Genomic DNA, 16345 nt, shown 5'->3' with positions numbered 1-16345 from the left:
CGGAAGGAGCCTGCATGTCGACAAGCCATTCCCTGCCGGGCCGGCTGGGCCAGGCGCTGCTGGTGCTGTGGGCGACCTTCACCCTGTCGTTCCTGCTGCTGCAGGCGCTGCCCGGTGACGCGATCCTGATCAAGTTCCTGAATCCGGACCTCGGACTGAGCCCGGAGCAGGTGGCCGACATCCGTGCGTCCTACGGGGCGGACAGCCCGCTGGCGGAGCAGTACCTGCATACGCTGGTCAACTTCCTCGGCGGTCATTTCGGCTACTCGGTGCAGGCCGGCGTGCCGGTCAGCCAGAGCCTGGCCACCAGCCTGCCGCCGACGCTGCGCCTGGCCGGGCTGGGCTTCCTGCTGGCGGCGGCGCTGGCGGTGGTGCTGGCCGTCCTGTCGACCACTGCGCGTGGCGCGTGGCTGCGCGAGGTCATCCGTTCGCTGCCGTCGCTGTTCATTTCGGTGCCGGTGTTCTGGCTTGGCATCATGCTGATCCAGGTGTTCTCGTTCCGGTTCGGGCTGATTCCGGTCATCAATCCCGGCCCGTGGGAAGGGCTGGTCCTGCCGACACTGACACTGGCACTGCCGATTTCGGCGCCGCTGGCCCAGATCCTGATGCGCAATATCGACGAGGTGCTGACGCAACCGTTCGTCGCCGTGGCGCGGGCCAAGGGCGCCACGCGCAACGGCGTGCTGTGGCGGCACGTAGCCCGCAATGCGGTGCCGCCGACGCTGACCATGGCCGGCATCCTGTTCGGTGAGTTGCTGGCCGGCGCGGTAGTCACCGAGGCCGTGTTCGGTCTCAACGGCCTCGGCAGCCTGACCCAGCAGGCGGTCGGCAATCAGGACACGGCCGTGCTGCAGGCCATTGTCGTGTTTTCCGCCACCGTCTTTGTCGTTATCAACCTGATCGTGGATCTGTTGCTGCCGGTGCTCGATCCCCGATTGCGCCGCGAGGCGGGAGCCGCATCATGAATACCCCCCTTCTGGCGCGTGTCGCGCTGACCTCTTCCGGCGGACGTGCCGTCCGCCCTGTCCTGCAGCGTGCCGCAGCCCGGCTGCGCCGGGTGCCGCCGACGCTGGCACTGGCCTGGCTGGTGATGCTGCTGGTCGCACTGTGGGCGCTGGCGCCGGGCCTGTTCACGCCTCACAGCGCGACCCAGGGCGTGGCCGGCCAGCAACTGCTGGCGCCCGGCGCCGGTCATCTGCTGGGCACCGATGCGCTGGGGCGCGATCTGTATGCCCGGCTGGTGTACGGCGCCGTCCATTCGCTGTCCGGCGCCTTTGTCGCCGTGGCGGTGGGGCTGCTGTTCGGCACCCTGCTCGGGTTGATTGCCGGTGCGCTCGGTGGCCGGACCGATGCCGTGATCATGCGCATCGTCGATGTCCTGCTGTCGGTGCCGGCGCTGCTGCTGTCGCTGAGCATCATCATCCTGCTCGGCTTCGGCACCCTGAATGCGGCCATTGCCGTTGGCGCCGCCTCGGTGGCCAGCTTTGCGCGGCTGGCGCGCTCGGAAAGCGTCCGCGTGCGCCGTTCGGATTATGTCGAGGCGGCATTCGGCAGCGGGGGCCGCTTTTCCGCCGTGCTGTGGCGGCATGTGCTGCCCAATTCGCTGACCTCGGTCATCGCGCTGGCGGCACTGCAGTTCGGCTCGGCCATCCTGTCGATCTCCACCCTGGGCTTTCTCGGCTACGGCGCTCCGCCGCCGACGCCGGAATGGGGGCTGCTGATTGCCGAGGGCCGCAACTACATCGCCAGCGCCTGGTGGCTGACGACGGTACCCGGCCTGCTGGTGGTGGCGGTGGTGGTCGCGGCCAACCGCATCAGCGTGGGCATGAGAAAGGAGTTGTCATGACGGTTCCGGTGCTTGAACTCGACCAGGTGTCTATCAGCTATCGCGATGGCGACCAGTGCCGGCGCGTGGTGCACGAGGTGTCGTTCTCGGTCGGTCCCGGCGAGGTGGTGGCCCTGGTCGGCGAGTCCGGCTCGGGCAAGACCACCACGGCGCAGGCGGTGATCGGCCTGCTGGCCGGCAATGGCCGGCTGGAGCAGGGCGCGATCCGGCTGAATGGCACCGATATCGCCGGCTGGTCGCCGGCGCGCTTCGACAGCATCCGCGGCCGTGTGCTCAGCCTGATCCCGCAAGACCCGACCAGTTCGCTGAATCCGGTACTGACCATCGGCGAGCAGGTGGCGGAAATCCTGCGCATTCACCGTCACGGCGACCGCAAGGCGATCGCCGCCCGGGTCATTGAACTGCTGGCCCACGTCGGCCTGCCACAGCCGGAGCGGCGCGCCCGCCAGTACCCGCACCAGTTGTCCGGCGGCATGAAGCAGCGGGTGCTGATCGCGATTGCCATTGCGCTGCGGCCGGCGCTGATCATTGCCGACGAGCCGACCAGCGCACTGGATGTGACGGTGCAGCGGCGCATCCTCGACCTGATCGACTCCCTGCGCCGCGAGCAGGGCACCGCCGTACTGCTGGTGACCCATGACCTCGGCGTGGCGGCCGACCGCGCCGACCGGCTGGTGGTGATGCAGAACGGTCGCATCCAGGAACAGGGCCCGACCGCCGCACTGCTGCGCAAGCCGCAAAGCGCCTATGCCCGCAAGCTGCTGGCCGATGCCCCGTCGTTGTCGACGACGGCGTTCCGGCCCGCCGTGTCCGGTGATGACGACGATATCGCCATCGAGGTCGATGAACTGGTGCACGAATTCGCGTCGGACGGTCGCCATGACCGCTTCCGTGCGGTCGACCGGGTGTCGTTCCGTGTCCGCCGTGGCACGACCCACGCCATTGTCGGCGAGTCCGGCTCCGGCAAGACCACCACCCTGCGCAATGTGACCGGCTTCCTGCGCCCGACATCGGGCCGGGTGCGGATCGACGGCATCGATCCGGCCACCCTGCGCGGTGAGGCGCTGCGGCAATTCCGCCGCCGGATCCAGCTGGTCTACCAGAACCCGTTTACCTCGCTCGATCCGCGTCAGACCGTGTTCCGCATTATCGAGGAGCCGCTGCTCAATTTCGAACCACTGCCGCGCGCCGTACGCGAACGCAAGGTGCGCGACATGCTGGCGCGGGTCGGCCTGCCGCCGGCGGTGCTGGCGCGCTATCCGCATGCACTGTCCGGCGGCCAGCGCCAGCGGGTGGCCATTGCCCGTGCACTGGTGCTGGACCCCCGGGTGCTGGTGCTGGACGAGGCGGTGTCGGCGCTCGATGTCACGGTGCAGGCGCAGATCCTCGACCTGCTGGAGACCCTGCAGCGCGACCTCGGCCTGACCTATCTGTTCATTTCCCACGACCTGGCAGTGGTCAGGCAGATCGCCGACACGGTGTCGGTGCTGCATGGCGGCCGCCAGGTCGACTGCGGCCGGGTCGAGGACGTGTTCCTCCGCCCCGGCAGCGACTGCACCCGCGAGCTGCTGGCCGCCATTCCCGGTCAGGGCCATCCGCGCCCTGTCCTTCATCCTTCACCTTGCCTGGAAGCCGCATGACCTTATCTCCCCCTTCCGATGTCATTGACCAGCTGGCCGGCGTCCAGCCGGGCGACGCCATCGACCGATTGCGCTCGCAGCGCCCGCAGGCGCGACTGCACGCACAGCAGAGTTATCTGGCGCTGTTCGCGCCGGCCGCGCCGGTGCCCGGCCAGGTCGATGCCGATGAACGTTTCGCCATTGCCGCCTTTGTCGCCGCCCTGCATCGCCAGGGCGATGCTGCCCGCTTTTACGCCGACGCCCTGGCGCAACGGGATGCCGGGCTGGCGGTTGCTGTCGCGGCCATCGCGGCACAGGCGGCAGGCCAGGGCCCGTACGGGCACTATCCGGCCGGTCCGCTGAGCGTCGAGGATGTCGACGGGCCGCGCTGGCGGGCCGACCCGGCGCAGCGCCTGCTGCTGGGCGAGCGCCTGGCGGCGGGTTTCGGGCATGCGCACCTGCTGGTGTTCCATCCGCGTGACGCGGCAGCGGCCGATCTGCAGGCACTGCTCGACACCGGCTGGTCGGCGACCGACATCGTCATCCTGGCGCAGATCGTGGCCTTCCTGGCCTTCCAGATCCGCGTCGTTTCCGGCCTGCAGGTCCTGGCCGCCCACCTTTCCCCGCAGCGAGCCCTGGCATGACCGACACCCTGCTGACCCATCCGGACAACCGGCCGCCGCTGGCCTTTACCCGTGAGCAACTGGAATGGCTGCCGTGGCTGGAACCGCTGCCGGAAGCGGAACTGACCGATCGTCACCGCGCCGGGCTGGTCGATGCCGCCCGGGCCAGGTCGGCGTACTTCCGCCTGCTGGCGCGCGACCCGGACACCCTTGGCGCGCGCACCCGGACCGACAAGGACATTTTCTACAACCCGGATGCCGGCCTGCCGCGCGCCGAGCGCGAACTGTCGGCCGCGGCGACATCGCGCTACAACGGCTGCCTGTACTGCGCGTCGGTCCATGCGCGCTTCGCCGCCCATTTCTCGCACCGTGACGACGACGTGCAGCGTCTGCTCGATGACGGCGTGAGGGCGGATCTGGGGGAACGCTGGAACGCCATCGTCGCCGCATCGATCGCGCTGTCGGCCACCCCGTCGACCTTCGGTGCGGCGGAGACCGCACGGCTGCGCGCGGCCGGGCTGGACGACCTGGCCATTGCCGACGTCATCCATGGTGCCGCATTCTTCAACTGGGCCAACCGGCTGATGCTGAGCCTGGGCGAGCCGGAGGCGCCGGCCGTCGTCTGAGTACTGCGGCATTCACACCAATGGCCAGGCCCGCATCACCGGATGCGGGCCTGGCCATTTTTCATGCTGCGTGCGGTTACGACACCAGCTCGCTGTCGTCCTCGTAGGCCGGGAAGGTGGCCGGCGCCCATTCATTGCCGAGCAGCTCCGGATCGTCATAGTGCTGCAGCGCGGCGAAGTGCAGCGGCGCATCTTCCAGCAGCAGGCTGGCGGCCAGCCCCTCGGCCAGGCGCTGGGCGCCGACACTGATCTGCGGGATGTCGCCGGCACCGGCGCCCTGGGACAGGGCGGCCGGGTAGCAGAAGGCATGGATGCGTTCCAGACCGGGGCAGGCGCCATCGGTCTTCTGCCGGAACTCGAACAGGCTGCCCACGTCCGGCGAACCGGCCAGCTCGGCGTCTTCCAGCCCGGCCGGTGGCTGGTAGCGGTCCTGCCACAGTCGCACATGCGGCGCGATGGCGGCGTATTCCGGCCGCTGCTGCCAGTCGGTGCGGAAGCCGGTGCAGAAAATCACGAAGTCGGTCGCCAGCGGTCCCCGGGCGGTGTCCAGCCGCAGGGCGCCGTCGGCCCGCTGTGACGCCGAGCGCACCGGTGTGCCGAAATGGAAATGGGCATTGGCATGGCGCGACACGCGCAGCGTGCTGTTGTGCGGTGGCGGAATCTGCTGCTCGTTGATGTAGTGACGCCAGCGCCATTTCCACTCGTCGGCCAGTTGCCAGTAGCCGTGCAGCATGCCCGGGCTGCCGGCACCCTTGCTTTTGTTGATGCGCGGCAGGTCATCGCGGCGGATCAGCAGATCGACGCGCGCGGCACCGGCTTCCAGCGCGGTGGCGGCGCTGTCCATGGCCGAGGCGCCGCCGCCGATGACCACCACCCGCCGGCCGCGCAGTGCGGCGACGTCGTAGTCGTCCGAGGAATGGGCCCGGCGGTCGCGCGGCAATTGTGCGGCCCAGTCCGGCAGCCAGGGGCCGCCGAGGCCGTCATGGCCGGTGGCCAGCACCACATGCCGGGCCAGTACTTCATACGGCCGGTCCTGCTGCTGCTCGTCGCGCAGCTGCAGCGAGACCAGCTTGCCGTCCGCGCGCGGTCGCACGTCGACCACCCGCTGGCGGTTGCGTACGTCCAGCTCCAGCACGCGGCGATACCAGCGCAGGTAATCCATCCACTGCAGGCGCGGAATCTTGTCCAGGGCCTGCCAGGCCGCCAGTCCGAACTGCGCTTCGTACCAGGCGCGGAAGGTCAGGGCCGGCAGACCGAGCGCCGGGCCGGTCAGTTCCTTTGGCGAGCGCAGGGTTTCCATGCGCGCCGTGGTTGCCCACGGCCCCTCTAAACCCTGCGGCGCACGGTCGAAGGCAATCGCCTGGATGCCCTGGTGCTTGAGCGCGGCGGCCAGCGTCAGCCCGGCCATGCCGCCACCGATGATGGCCACGTCGAGCACGCCGCGTCCGCGGGACGGTACCCAGGCTTTTGCCGGGCGGCACAGCCAGTCGAGATCCTGTCGCAGCCGGGCTTCCAGTGCGTCGAGGGAGGGGGGGTGTGGCCACGACGATGGCGTGGCGGCGGGGGAAATCGGGGTCATGACGCGTTCGGTCCGGATGCAGAATTCAGGTCCGTGATCATTCGCTGCCCCCCGGCAAACGACAAACATTTAAAAATGCTGTGCAAATGAAGGAAATGCACAAGCCGGTGGCGGCCGGGGCTGCCGATTTGTCTGCCGGCGGGGTTCTGCTACAGTGATTCCTCTTTCTCCAGGGCCCCGCCATGATCCAGAAACTTTGCCTCGCCGGACTGCTGGCCGGCGCCACGCTGGCCGTCCATGCGGCCAATCCGCCGATTGAAGACCAGATCTATCGTGCCCAGGTCGTGTTCCAGCAGGCACGCGACGGCATGAGCAATGCCGAGCGTCGCCTGCAGACCGCCACCACGGCCAAGGACACCGCCGACAAACGGCTGATCGATGCGCAGAATGCGCAACAGACGGCGCAGAACGAATTGTCCGCGGCGCAACTGCAAATGGAGCAGGCGCGCCGCAACTATGACGCGGCCTCGCAGCAAGTGAACACGCTCTGGCAGCAGCGCTGAGCGCTGGCGTCAGCCTGCCTGCCGGGCGAAATAGTCCTGCAGCGCGGCGATGGCGTGGCGGACCTTGGCCGGCTGTGCGTCCCGGCGCGGCGTGACCGCGTAGATGCCCATCTGCGGCAGGCTCCAGCCCGGCAGCACGCGCACCAGTTCGCCGCGCGCCAGCTCGTTGCGGATCTCCGTTTCCGGCTGCACCGACAGCCCGAGCCCGGCACAGGTGAAGGAACGTACCTGCAGGATATTGTTGCTGCGGACCCGGGGTTCGACCCGCAGGGTGAAGGTCTGGCCATCCGGACCGCTGAAGCCGGGCATCTGTGCGCCCTGACCGACATCCAGCAGCAGCCAGGTGTGCCGGACCAGCTGTTCCGGCGTCAGCAAGGGCGGATGGCGCGCCAGGTAGGCCGGTGAGGCCACCAGCAGGCTGTCGCAGCGCGCCAGCTGGCGGGCGATCAGGGTCGAGTCTTCCAGTTGCCCGACCCGCAGCGCGAGATCGATGCGCTCGCCGATCAGGTCGATGCGTTCATCGCTGACGATCAGGGTCAGGGTCAGGCCGGGGTTGGCCGCCAGCAGCGGCGCCAGCGCGTCGCTGATCATCCGGCCGACAAAACCGACCGGGGCAGTCATGCGCAGCTCGCCGTTCAGTGTGTCGCGCAGCTCGGCCAGCCGCGTCCGGGCCCGCCGTGCCGCCGCCAGCATGTCGGCGCAGCCGTCGTAGAACATCTGCCCGGCCTCGGTCAGGGTCAGCTTGCGCGTGGTGCGGTACAGCAGGGTGACCGCACAATCGCGCTCCAGCTGGGCGATCTGCTGACTGACTGCCGACGGCGTGATGCCGAGCACGCGCGCGGCGGCACGCATCGATCCCTGCTCGACCACGGTGGCGAAGATCGCCATGCTGCGCAGCGCGTCCATTGTTAAGTCCTGCTAAACAGATAAAGCGAATGTCGACGGCTAATCAGCCCGGTGTCAAGGGTCTACCATGCATCATCACCTGGAACTTACCGGAGACATTCATGAAAATCGCCCTGATCGGCGCCACCGGCTTTGTCGGCACCGCGCTGCTGACCGAATTGCTGCAACGTGGCCATCAGGTGACGGCCCTGGTCCGTCACCCGGAAAAGCTGCCGCAACACCCACAACTGCATGCCGTCCGTGCCGATGCGCAGGATGCGGCGCAGGTCGCCGCCGCCGTGGCCGGCCACGACGCCGTGCTCAGTGCCTTCAATCCTGGCTGGGGCAACCCGGATATCTACGCCCAGTTCGTCTCCGGTTCGCGCGCCATCGCCGCCGGCGTCAAACAGGCTGGCGTCGCGCGTTACCTGGTGGTCGGCGGCGCCGGCAGCCTGGAAATCGCCCCGGGCGTGCAACTGGTCGATACCGACGATTTTCCGGCCGAATGGAAGCAGGGTGCGCTCGGTGCGCGCGACGTGCTGACCGAATTGCGTCAGGAAAGCGTGCTCGACTGGGTGTTCCTGTCGCCGCCGGTGTTTCTGGAACCGGGCACGCGCACCGGCCAGTACCGCGTGGGGGGCGACCAGGTGCTGATGGGCGAAGCCGGTCCGGCGCGAATCAGCGTGGCTGATCTGGCAGTGGCACTGGTCGACGAGGCGGAGACGCCGCGCCACCATCGCCAGCGCTTTACCGTCGGCTACTGATCGCCAGGCCGGGCGGCGATCACTCGCTCGAAGCCGCGCTGCGCCAGGTCGATGCCGCGCGGGTCATTGAGCAGGCGCAGGTCGTGATGCGCCGCATACAGCAGCCCGCGCAGCTCGAAGGCGGCCTGCACACAGTCGAAAGCCGGCGGCAGCTCGCCGCTGGCGATCGCCAGCTCCAGGGCACGGATCAGTGCATCACGCTGCCAGATCTGGCCGTCGACCAGTGCGGTGCGGATCGGCCCCGGCTGGTCGTCGAACTCGGAGGCGGCAGCCAGCAGCGGGCAACTGCCGGCAAACGGGCCGTGCGCAATCCAGTGCAGCCAGCCATCGAACAGCGCGCGCAGGCGCACCAGACCGCGCGGATGCGCCAGTGCCGGGCGCACGATATCGTCGACAAAGCGCGCCTGCACGGCACGGACGGTGGCCAGTTGCAGCTCTTCCTTGGACCCGAAGTGGGCGAACAGGCCGCTTTTCGACAGGCCGCTGCGTTCGGCCAGCGCACCCAGCGTCAGACCGGAGATGCCGACTTCGCTGGCCAGATCGCTGGCCTGGCGCAGAATCAGCGCCCGGGTGTCATCGCCCTTGCTCATAAATGGCTTGCCCTTTCGTTCCGTCTCACATAAAAATAGCACGACCGTTCTTTTTTGGAGGCCGTTCATGTCCCGATACCACAAACAGGTCGAGATCCGCTGGTCGGATATCGATGCCAACCAGCACATGCGGCATACCGCCTACGCCGATCTGTGCACCCATACCCGCCTGGAGTGGCTGCAGGATGCCGGCTTCGGTGCGGACCGCTTTTTCCAGCTTGGATTCGGTCCGGTCATTTTCAAGGAAACGACCGAATATCTGCGCGAAGTGAAACTCGGCATGCGACTGGATATCGACGTGGTGCTGGTGGCCTCGTCAGCGGACCATCAGCGCTGGGTGCTGCGTCAGCAGATGGTGCGCGACGACGGCAAGCTGGCGGCGCACTACGAAGTCGCCGGCGCGTGGCTGGACCTGTCGACGCGCAAACTGACCACCCCGCCGGCCGAGCTGCAGGCCATCTTCGATGACATGCCGCGCAGCGAGGATTATCACGAACTGCCGCAGTCGCGCGTCAAGCCTTGATATTGATGCTGATGCCGGCGCCGGACATCGACTCGTTCAGCGAGGCGAGGATCTTGTCGGCATCGCGCGCCGAAGCGTCGTTCGGCGCGGCGCGGCGCACATCCTTGACCATATTGCGCAACATCTGCATGACTTCGCGGATCTTGGCCGCATCTTCCGGCGACAGGTTCAGCTTCTTTTCACTGGACGGCGACAGCGAAATCCGCGAGGTCTGATCAGTGCCGGCGGCGCGGTTCGCGTCCTGCTCGGCCTGGGTGGCGGTGGCGCCGGCGGTGCCTGCCGCAGCCGCGGTGGCGGCTTCCTTGCCGGTGTCGTCGCCGCTGCTGCCGTCTTCCTCGCCGCCCTCGTCGCTGGTGGCGGCAGCCGGCTCGCTGTCGACCGGCACCTCGGCGGCGGCCTGCGCGGCAGCCTCATCGCCTGCGCCGGCGGACTCGCCACCGGTCTCGGCCGCTGCGGCGGCTGAGGCCGCGCCGGAGGCATCGGCACTGGCGCTGGCCGACGCCCCGCCATCGCTGCTGCCACCGGACACGCTGCCACTGCTGGCCGACGACGAGTCCCCGCTCGACTGGCCGAGCTGCTGGGCAATCTGCTTGAGCTCGCGCGCCATTTCCTTCAATTGCGGCGCCATGGCCTTCTTCTGTGCCGGCGTCATGCCGATCATCAACTGGCGCATCAGGCGCACGCGTTCCTTCAACTGCTCCAGCCGCTGGCGTGCCATGGCCTTGGACTGCTCGCTGGCCTGACTCCTGGTGGTGCGACTCAGCGTGTTCAGCGACAGACTGGCCTTGCGTGCCTCGTTGCTCAGCGTGACACGCACATCCTCGACCAGCGGCGCCAGCACACTCTGGCGTTGCGCCTGCGCCGATGCCGTCGCATCGGTTTTGGCACTGGCGCTCTGGGCGGCGGTCGTCTGGGCGGTGTTGGTGTTGATCAGCATGGCATTCTCTAGCTGTTTCCAATATCCGCTATATCGACCACATGGCACCATTCTTGGGCGTCAACTGCTGGCCGGTCCCGATTTCAGTCGGCTTCGGCCTTGCCGGGCCGGTCGCTGTGGCCGAGCGGGCGGTCCGGAAACAGGCGGTCGCGCACGCGCTGCTTGATGGTCTTGATATCCGGAAAGCCGTCTTCTTCCTTGCGATCCCATAGCTGCTCGCCATCGAGCAGAATGCGGAACAGCCCGCCGCGCGCCGGAATCAGCGCGACTTCGGCCAGTTCGCCGTCGCTGAAGGTGGTCAGCAGTTCCTGCGCCATCCAGCCGGCGCGCAGCAGCCAGCGGCACTGGGTGCAATAGTGGATTTCCAGTCTGGGGGACGGCATGGCGGCTCCGGAATGACAATATCAGGGTGGCAAACCCTGCCACGGAAGCCGGGAACGCGCCAGCATGGCACACAAGACAAGGCGGCAAGCCGCGCGGACCGGTAAACTCGATCTTTTGCCCGGAAGTCCCCATGGCGCTCAAAGCCACCATTTTCAAAGCCGATCTCGATATTTCCGACATGGATCGGGGCTATTACGCCAGCCACAGCCTGACGCTGGCCCGTCATCCGTCGGAAACCGACGAACGGATGATGTTGCGACTGGCCGTGTTCGCGCTGCACGCCAGCGAGCGGCTGGCCTTTACCAAGGGCCTGATCGCCGATGACGAGCCCGAGTTGTGGCAGAAGAACTACGGCGACGAGATCGAACTGTGGATCGATCTGGGCGAGCCGGACGAGAAGCGGCTGAAAAAAGCCTGCGCCCGCGCCGACCGGGTCTGGCTGTACTGCTATGGCGGTCGTGCCGCCGACGTCTGGTGGCAGGGCATGCAGAGCAAGGTCAGCCGGCTGGAGAACCTGACCGTGATCAGCATCCCGCCGGACACGCTGGCGCAGCTGACCACGCTGACCCAGCGCGGGATGCAGTTGCAGGCGACAATCCAGGACGGGCAGTTGTGGCTGGCCGGCCCGGCGCATTCGGTACTGGTGGAAGGCGAAGTCTGGCAGGGCGACGCCGAACGACGATAGGAAAAAGCGGGCACAGGCCCGGCAGGAGCGAGCATGACCGTCAAGGCATTCTGGCAGGACCCGTACTGCACAGGGCTCGACACCCGCGTGGCGACGGTAAACGGCAACGAGGTGACCGTCGAGGCGACGATCTTCTACGCGGAGTCGGGCGGGCAGGAAAGCGACAGCGGCACACTGGCCGGGCAGCCGGTGCTGGCGGCACGCAAGGCCGGGCGCGACATCGTGTATACGCTGGCGGACGGGCACGGGCTGAACGCCGGCGACCCGGCACGGATCGAGATCGACTGGGACCGGCGTTACCGGCTGATGCGACTGCATTTCGCCGCCGAGATCGTGCTGGAGCTGGTCAGCGCCCGGGTGCCGGGCATCGGCAAGATCGGCGCTCACATTGCCGCCGACAAGGCGCGCATCGACTTTCTGCATGACAGCAATATCAGCGTGCTGTTCGCTGCGCTGGAACCGGCCCTGGCGAGCCTGGTCGCGGCCGATCAGCCGATCGTCAGCGCCTTCAGCGACGAAGCGGCCGAGCGGCGCTACTGGGAAATCGCCGGCGTCGGCCGGGTGCCCTGTGGCGGCACCCACCTGCGTCGTACCGGCGAAATCGGCCGGATCACGCTGAAACGCAAAAACGTCGGCAAAGGCAAGGAACGGATCGAGATCTTCGTCGATTGAGTGGCCCGGAGGCCACCCGATCGCACCGGTCTACAGCAGCACCCGTTCCACGCCGCCATCGCGGGCCCGGGCGACATAGTCGGCCATCCAGTTGTCACCGAGCACCGCCTTGGCCATTTCCACCACGATATAGTCGGCTTCAATGCCGGTGCTGTCCTGATAGCGCGACAGCCCCTGCAGGCAGGACGGGCAACTGGTCAGGATCTTGACCTGTTGCGCCGCTTCGCCGGCCTTTTCCGCCGCGATATCGCGCGCCCGGTTGATCTCCTCTTCCTTGCGGAAGCGGAGCTGGGTCGACACGTCGGGGCGCGACACCGCCAGGGTGCCGGACTCGCCGCAGCAGCGCTCGCTCTGCACCACGCCGCCACCGAGCAGACCGTTGACGGTCTTGATCGGCTGCTGGGTCTTCATCGGCGTATGGCACGGGTCGTGGTACAGATACTGCACCCCGGCCAGTCCCTCAATGTGGACGCCCTTCTCCAGCAGGTATTCATGGATGTCGATGATGCGGCAGCCGGGGAAGATCTTGTCGAACTGGTACTTGTCGAGCTGGTCGTAGCAGGTGCCGCAGCTGACCACCACCGTCTTGATGTCGAGGTAGTTCAGCGTATTGGCGACGCGGTGGAACAGCACGCGGTTTTCCGTCGTGATGACGTCGGCCTTGTCGCCGTTGCCGGTCGCGTTCTGCGGATAGCCGCAGCACAGATAGCCGGGCGGCAGCACGGTCTGGGCGCCGACATGCCACAGCATGGCCTGGGTGGCGAGGCCGACCTGGCTGAACAGCCGCTCGGAGCCACAGCCGGGGAAGTAGAACACCGCCTCGCTGTCCTCGGCCGCCTGCTGCGGATTGCGGATCACCGGCACCACGGCCGGATCTTCGATGTCGAGCAGCGCGCGGCTGGTCTTCTTCGGCAGATTGCCGGGCATCGGCTTGGTGAAGAAGTGCACCACCTGCGCCTTGACGTCGGGGCGGCCGACCGTGGCCGGCGGTGCCTCGATAACCGAGCGGGTCAGCCCCAGCGAACCGGCAACCTTCACACCCAGCCGCTGCGCCTTGTAACCGAAGCCGATCATCGAACGGCGCAGGGTCTTGATCGTCGCCGGGTCCTTGGCGTTCAGGAAGGCCATGGCGGCGAAGGTGCCGGGATTGAATTTCTTCTTGCCGGTGCGGCGCAGGAAGTTGCGCATGGCGATGGTGACATCGCCGAAGTCGATCTTGACCGGACAGGGGTTCGCGCACTTGTGGCAGACGGTGCAGTGGTCGGCCACGTCGGACAGCTCGTCGAAATGCTTGAAGCTGACACCGCGCCGGGTCTGTTCCTCGTACAGGAACGCCTCGGTCAGCAGGCCGACACCGAGAATCTTGTTGCGCGGCGAGTACAGCAGATTGGCGCGCGGCACATGAGTTGCGCACACCGGCTTGCATTTGCCGCAGCGCAGACAGTCCTTGACCATGTCCGAGATCGAGCCGAGCTCGGACTGTTCGAGAATCAGGCTTTCCGCGCCGAGCAGTTCGAACGACGGCGTATAGGCGTTCTTCAGGTCGGCGCCGGGCAGCAGCTTGCCCTTGTTGAAGCGGCCGTGCGGGTCAACCCGCTGCTTGTACTCGACGAACGGGCGGATTTCCTCGTCGGACAGGAACTCCAGCTTGGTGATGCCGATGCCGTGTTCGCCGGAAATGACACCGTTCAGCCCGCGCGCCAGCGCCATGATGCGTTCGACGGCGCGATGGGCGGTCTGCAGCATCTGGTAGTCGTCGGAGTTGACCGGCAGGTTGGTGTGCACATTGCCGTCGCCGGCGTGCATGTGCAGCGCGACGAACACCCGGCCACGCAGGATGCGGGCGTGGATGGCGCGGATCGCGGCGAGAATGGACGCATCGGTGTTGCCGCCGAAATGCGCCTCGAACTCGGCCAGCAGTTCGCGCTTGAAGCTGACGCGCAGCAGGAAGTCGCGCATCGCGTGGAATACCGTATGCGGCGGTTCCGGCGGGGTGACCGGCTCCAGCGGCGCCTGCGGATAGCGCTGGCGGTAGTCGTCGAACGGGGCATCGAGATGGTCGAGGACCCACTGCCAGCGGGCGCGGGTTTCGGCAATCAGCGCCAGCGCGGTTTCACGCCGATCGCCGATCAGTTCCAGGCTCGGCAGATCGGTGCCGAGCTTGTCGACCGGCAGCCGGCTGTGGAAATACTCGGTCAGTTCGTCGAGCAGGCGCAGCTTGTTGCTCAGCGACAGCTCGATATTGATGCGTTCGATGCCGTCAGAATAATCGCCGAGACGCGGCAGCGGGATCACCACGTCCTCGTTGATCTTGAAGGCATTGGTATGGCGGGCGATCGCGGCCGTGCGCGAGCGGTCGAGCCAGAATTTCTTGCGCGCTTCCGGCGTGACGGCGATAAAGCCCTCGCCGACGCGGGCATTGGCGATGCGCACGATGCGGCTGGCCATGTCGCCGACCGCGTTCTCGTCGTCGGACACGATGTCGGCCAGCAGTACCATCTTCGGCCGGCCACGGCTCTTGGCCTTGGTCGCATAGCCGACGGCGCGCACATAGCGCCAGTCCAGATGTTCGAGACCGGCCAGCTTCACGCCGGCGGCGTCGCCTTCATGGCCCGGCTTGAACAGGTCGGTGATCTCGACGATGGCCGGCGTCGCCTGGGCCACGGTGCCGAAGAACTCCAGGCAGACGGTGCGGGTGTGCGCCGGCATCCGGTGCAGGATAAAGCGGGCCGAGGTGATGATGCCGTCGGTGCCTTCCTTCTGCACGCCGGGCAGGCCGGCCAGGAACTTGTCGGTCACGTCCTTGCCGAGCCCGACCTTGCGGAAGGCCTGGCCCGGGATGTCCAGTTGCTGTTCCGACAGCAACTGCTTGCCGTCCGGCGTATGGCGGGTCAGGCGGAAGCTGGCCATTTCGGCATCGTGGATCTTGCCGAGGTTGTGGCCGATACGTTCGACCAGCAGCCAGTTGCCGTCCGGGTCGACCATGCGCCACGACGCCAGGTTGTCCAGCGTGGTGCCCCACAGCACGGCCTTCTTGCCGCCGGCGTTCATCGCCACGTTGCCGCCGATACAGGACGCCTCGATCGAGGTCGGGTCGACCGCAAACACCAGCCCGGCAGCATCGGCCGCCTCGGCTACCCGCTTGGTGACCACACCGGCGCCGCACTGGATGGTGGCGACCGGCTGGTCCAGCCCGGGCAGGGTCAGGTACTCGACGCCCTGATGGCGGTCGAGCTTCTCGGTATTGATCACTGCCGCGAACGGCGTCAGCGGAATGGCGCCGCCGGTGTAACAGGTGCCACCCCCGCGCGGGATGATGGTCAGCTCCAGCTCGATACAGGCGGCGACCAGGCGGGCGATTTCTTCCTCGCTGTCCGGATTCAGCACCACGAACGGGAATTCGACCCGCCAGTCGGTGGCGTCGGTCGCGTGCGACACGCGGGCGAGGCCATCGAAACAGATGTTGTCCTTGCGGGTGATGCCGGCCATGCGCTTCAGGATCTTGCGGCGCAGTGCGTCGGCCTGGTCGAAACCGGACTCGAACGCATCGACGGCGGCCTCGGTGCCGGTCAGCAGGCGGCCGACCTTCTCGTTGCCGGCGCGGCGCTTGGACACTTCGGCCAGCCGGTGGCGCATGGCCTCGACCAGCAGCGTCAGGCGCTGGCGGTTTTCCAGCAGGTCATCCTGCAGGTACGGGTTGCGCTGTACCACCCAGATGTCGCCGAGCACTTCGAACAGCATGCGCGCGGAACGGCCGGTGCGGCGTTCGCTGCGCAGTTCGTCGAGGATGTGCCAGCCCTCCTCGCCCAGCAGTCGGGCAACAATCTCGCGATCGGAGAACGAGGTGTAGTTGTAAGGTATTTCGCGCAATCGGTGGACTTCGGGGGCAGTCATCGGCGGGGGGGCGGCGTGGCGTGAAAAATGGGCACGATTCTAACCGATTGTTGCAGCGCGAAAAACTGCATGTGAAAAGCGGTTTCTCCGGCAACGATCAGCGACCGGGTCGATAATGACGTCAGCGCCGGCTGCCGCTGCGCGCTTCGACCGGCATAACCGGCGTGCTTACGCTAGAATGTTTGCCCTTACCCATTCGTCTTCATTCACTCAAG

Annotated in this window: 16 protein-coding genes; 10 read left to right on the top strand and 6 right to left on the bottom strand. The window is 67.2% G+C overall.

The genetic code is table 11. The features are described from left to right. The first annotated feature begins 14 nt into the window (after positions 1 to 14). Genes DFO50_RS02490 through DFO50_RS02470 form a run of 5 tightly spaced genes read left to right on the top strand, consistent with a single transcriptional unit; the run spans position 15 to position 4714 of the window. Positions 15 to 965 carry an ABC transporter permease gene (locus DFO50_RS02490; RefSeq protein WP_112691976.1) on the top strand — a complete coding sequence of 317 codons (951 nt, stop codon included), beginning with the start codon at positions 15 to 17 and terminating at the stop codon, positions 963 to 965. Beyond that, complete coding sequence (locus DFO50_RS02485; RefSeq protein ID WP_112691975.1) at positions 962 to 1846, top strand: ABC transporter permease; 885 nt, start codon at positions 962 to 964, stop codon at positions 1844 to 1846. Before DFO50_RS02490 ends, DFO50_RS02485 begins: the two co-directional genes overlap by 4 nt. Then, positions 1843 to 3486, top strand: coding sequence for an ABC transporter ATP-binding protein (locus tag DFO50_RS02480; protein ID WP_112691974.1), 1644 nt, complete (start codon positions 1843 to 1845; stop codon positions 3484 to 3486). Before DFO50_RS02485 ends, DFO50_RS02480 begins: the two co-directional genes overlap by 4 nt. Next, positions 3483 to 4109 carry a CMD domain protein gene (locus DFO50_RS02475; RefSeq protein WP_112691973.1) on the top strand — a complete coding sequence of 209 codons (627 nt, stop codon included), beginning with the start codon at positions 3483 to 3485 and terminating at the stop codon, positions 4107 to 4109. Before DFO50_RS02480 ends, DFO50_RS02475 begins: the two co-directional genes overlap by 4 nt. Next, on the top strand, positions 4106 to 4714 hold the full coding sequence (locus DFO50_RS02470; RefSeq protein WP_112691972.1) for an alkylhydroperoxidase domain protein: 609 nt from the start codon (positions 4106 to 4108) through the stop codon (positions 4712 to 4714). The genes DFO50_RS02475 and DFO50_RS02470 overlap by 4 nt, the downstream gene beginning before the upstream one ends. A 76-nt stretch (positions 4715 to 4790) precedes the next feature. Here the strand turns inward: DFO50_RS02470 and DFO50_RS02465 are convergent, their stop codons facing one another. Then, the gene (locus tag DFO50_RS02465) at positions 4791 to 6293 is read right to left on the bottom strand and encodes a SidA/IucD/PvdA family monooxygenase (protein WP_112691971.1); all 1503 of its coding nucleotides are present in this window, start codon (positions 6291 to 6293) and stop codon (positions 4791 to 4793) included. Positions 6294 to 6475: 182 nt separating this feature from the next. On the opposite strand from DFO50_RS02465, the gene DFO50_RS02460 reads away from it, so the two are divergent. Continuing rightward, positions 6476 to 6796, top strand: a complete 321-nt coding sequence (locus DFO50_RS02460; RefSeq protein ID WP_028498544.1) for a hypothetical protein — start codon at positions 6476 to 6478, stop codon at positions 6794 to 6796. A 9-nt stretch (positions 6797 to 6805) separates the two neighbouring features. On the opposite strand, the gene DFO50_RS02455 is transcribed toward DFO50_RS02460, so the two are convergent. Next, positions 6806 to 7702 carry a LysR family transcriptional regulator gene (locus DFO50_RS02455; protein WP_028498543.1) on the bottom strand — a complete coding sequence of 299 codons (897 nt, stop codon included), beginning with the start codon at positions 7700 to 7702 and terminating at the stop codon, positions 6806 to 6808. Positions 7703 to 7803: 101 nt separating this feature from the next. Here DFO50_RS02455 and DFO50_RS02450 point away from each other — a divergent pair, with 101 nt between their 5' ends. Continuing rightward, the gene (locus DFO50_RS02450) at positions 7804 to 8445 is read left to right on the top strand and encodes an NAD(P)-dependent oxidoreductase (protein ID WP_028498542.1); all 642 of its coding nucleotides are present in this window, start codon (positions 7804 to 7806) and stop codon (positions 8443 to 8445) included. Here DFO50_RS02450 and DFO50_RS02445 read toward each other — a convergent pair. Continuing rightward, entirely contained in the window at positions 8439 to 9035 is a 597-nt protein-coding gene (locus DFO50_RS02445) for a TetR/AcrR family transcriptional regulator (RefSeq protein ID WP_158537391.1), read from the bottom strand. The genes DFO50_RS02450 and DFO50_RS02445 overlap by 7 nt on opposite strands. A 67-nt stretch (positions 9036 to 9102) precedes the next feature. Between DFO50_RS02445 and DFO50_RS02440 the strand changes: the two genes are divergently transcribed. Continuing rightward, complete coding sequence (locus tag DFO50_RS02440) at positions 9103 to 9558, top strand: thioesterase family protein (protein WP_158537390.1); 456 nt, start codon at positions 9103 to 9105, stop codon at positions 9556 to 9558. Here the strand turns inward: DFO50_RS02440 and DFO50_RS02435 are convergent. Then, positions 9548 to 10495: a hypothetical protein gene (locus tag DFO50_RS02435; RefSeq protein ID WP_107888885.1), complete on the bottom strand. Its 948-nt coding sequence runs from the start codon at positions 10493 to 10495 to the stop codon at positions 9548 to 9550. The genes DFO50_RS02440 and DFO50_RS02435 overlap by 11 nt on opposite strands. 83 nt (positions 10496 to 10578) lie before the next feature. Continuing rightward, positions 10579 to 10878 (bottom strand): SelT/SelW/SelH family protein, encoded by a 300-nt coding sequence (locus DFO50_RS19450; RefSeq protein ID WP_028498538.1) that lies wholly within the window; start codon positions 10876 to 10878, stop codon positions 10579 to 10581. A gap of 131 nt (positions 10879 to 11009) precedes the next feature. Between DFO50_RS19450 and DFO50_RS02425 the strand changes: the two genes are divergently transcribed. Together DFO50_RS02425 and DFO50_RS02420 are read left to right on the top strand one after the other, a co-directional pair. Beyond that, positions 11010 to 11564 (top strand): YaeQ family protein, encoded by a 555-nt coding sequence (locus DFO50_RS02425; protein ID WP_028498537.1) that lies wholly within the window; start codon positions 11010 to 11012, stop codon positions 11562 to 11564. 33 nt (positions 11565 to 11597) lie between these two features. Then, positions 11598 to 12236 (top strand): alanyl-tRNA editing protein, encoded by a 639-nt coding sequence (locus DFO50_RS02420; protein WP_028498536.1) that lies wholly within the window; start codon positions 11598 to 11600, stop codon positions 12234 to 12236. Positions 12237 to 12266: 30 nt separating this feature from the next. Here the strand turns inward: DFO50_RS02420 and DFO50_RS02415 are convergent, their stop codons facing one another. Continuing rightward, a complete protein-coding gene (locus tag DFO50_RS02415; RefSeq protein WP_028498535.1) occupies positions 12267 to 16130 on the bottom strand; it encodes an FAD/FMN-binding oxidoreductase in 3864 nt (1287 codons plus the stop codon). Positions 16131 to 16345: the final 215 nt, after the last annotated feature.

It is taken from the genome of Microvirgula sp. AG722 (genome assembly GCF_003269145.1).
Lineage (GTDB): Bacteria > Pseudomonadota > Gammaproteobacteria > Burkholderiales > Aquaspirillaceae > Microvirgula > Microvirgula aerodenitrificans.
The sequence above is the reverse complement of the archived record's forward strand: the minus strand, read 5'-3'. Positions and strand labels throughout refer to the sequence as shown.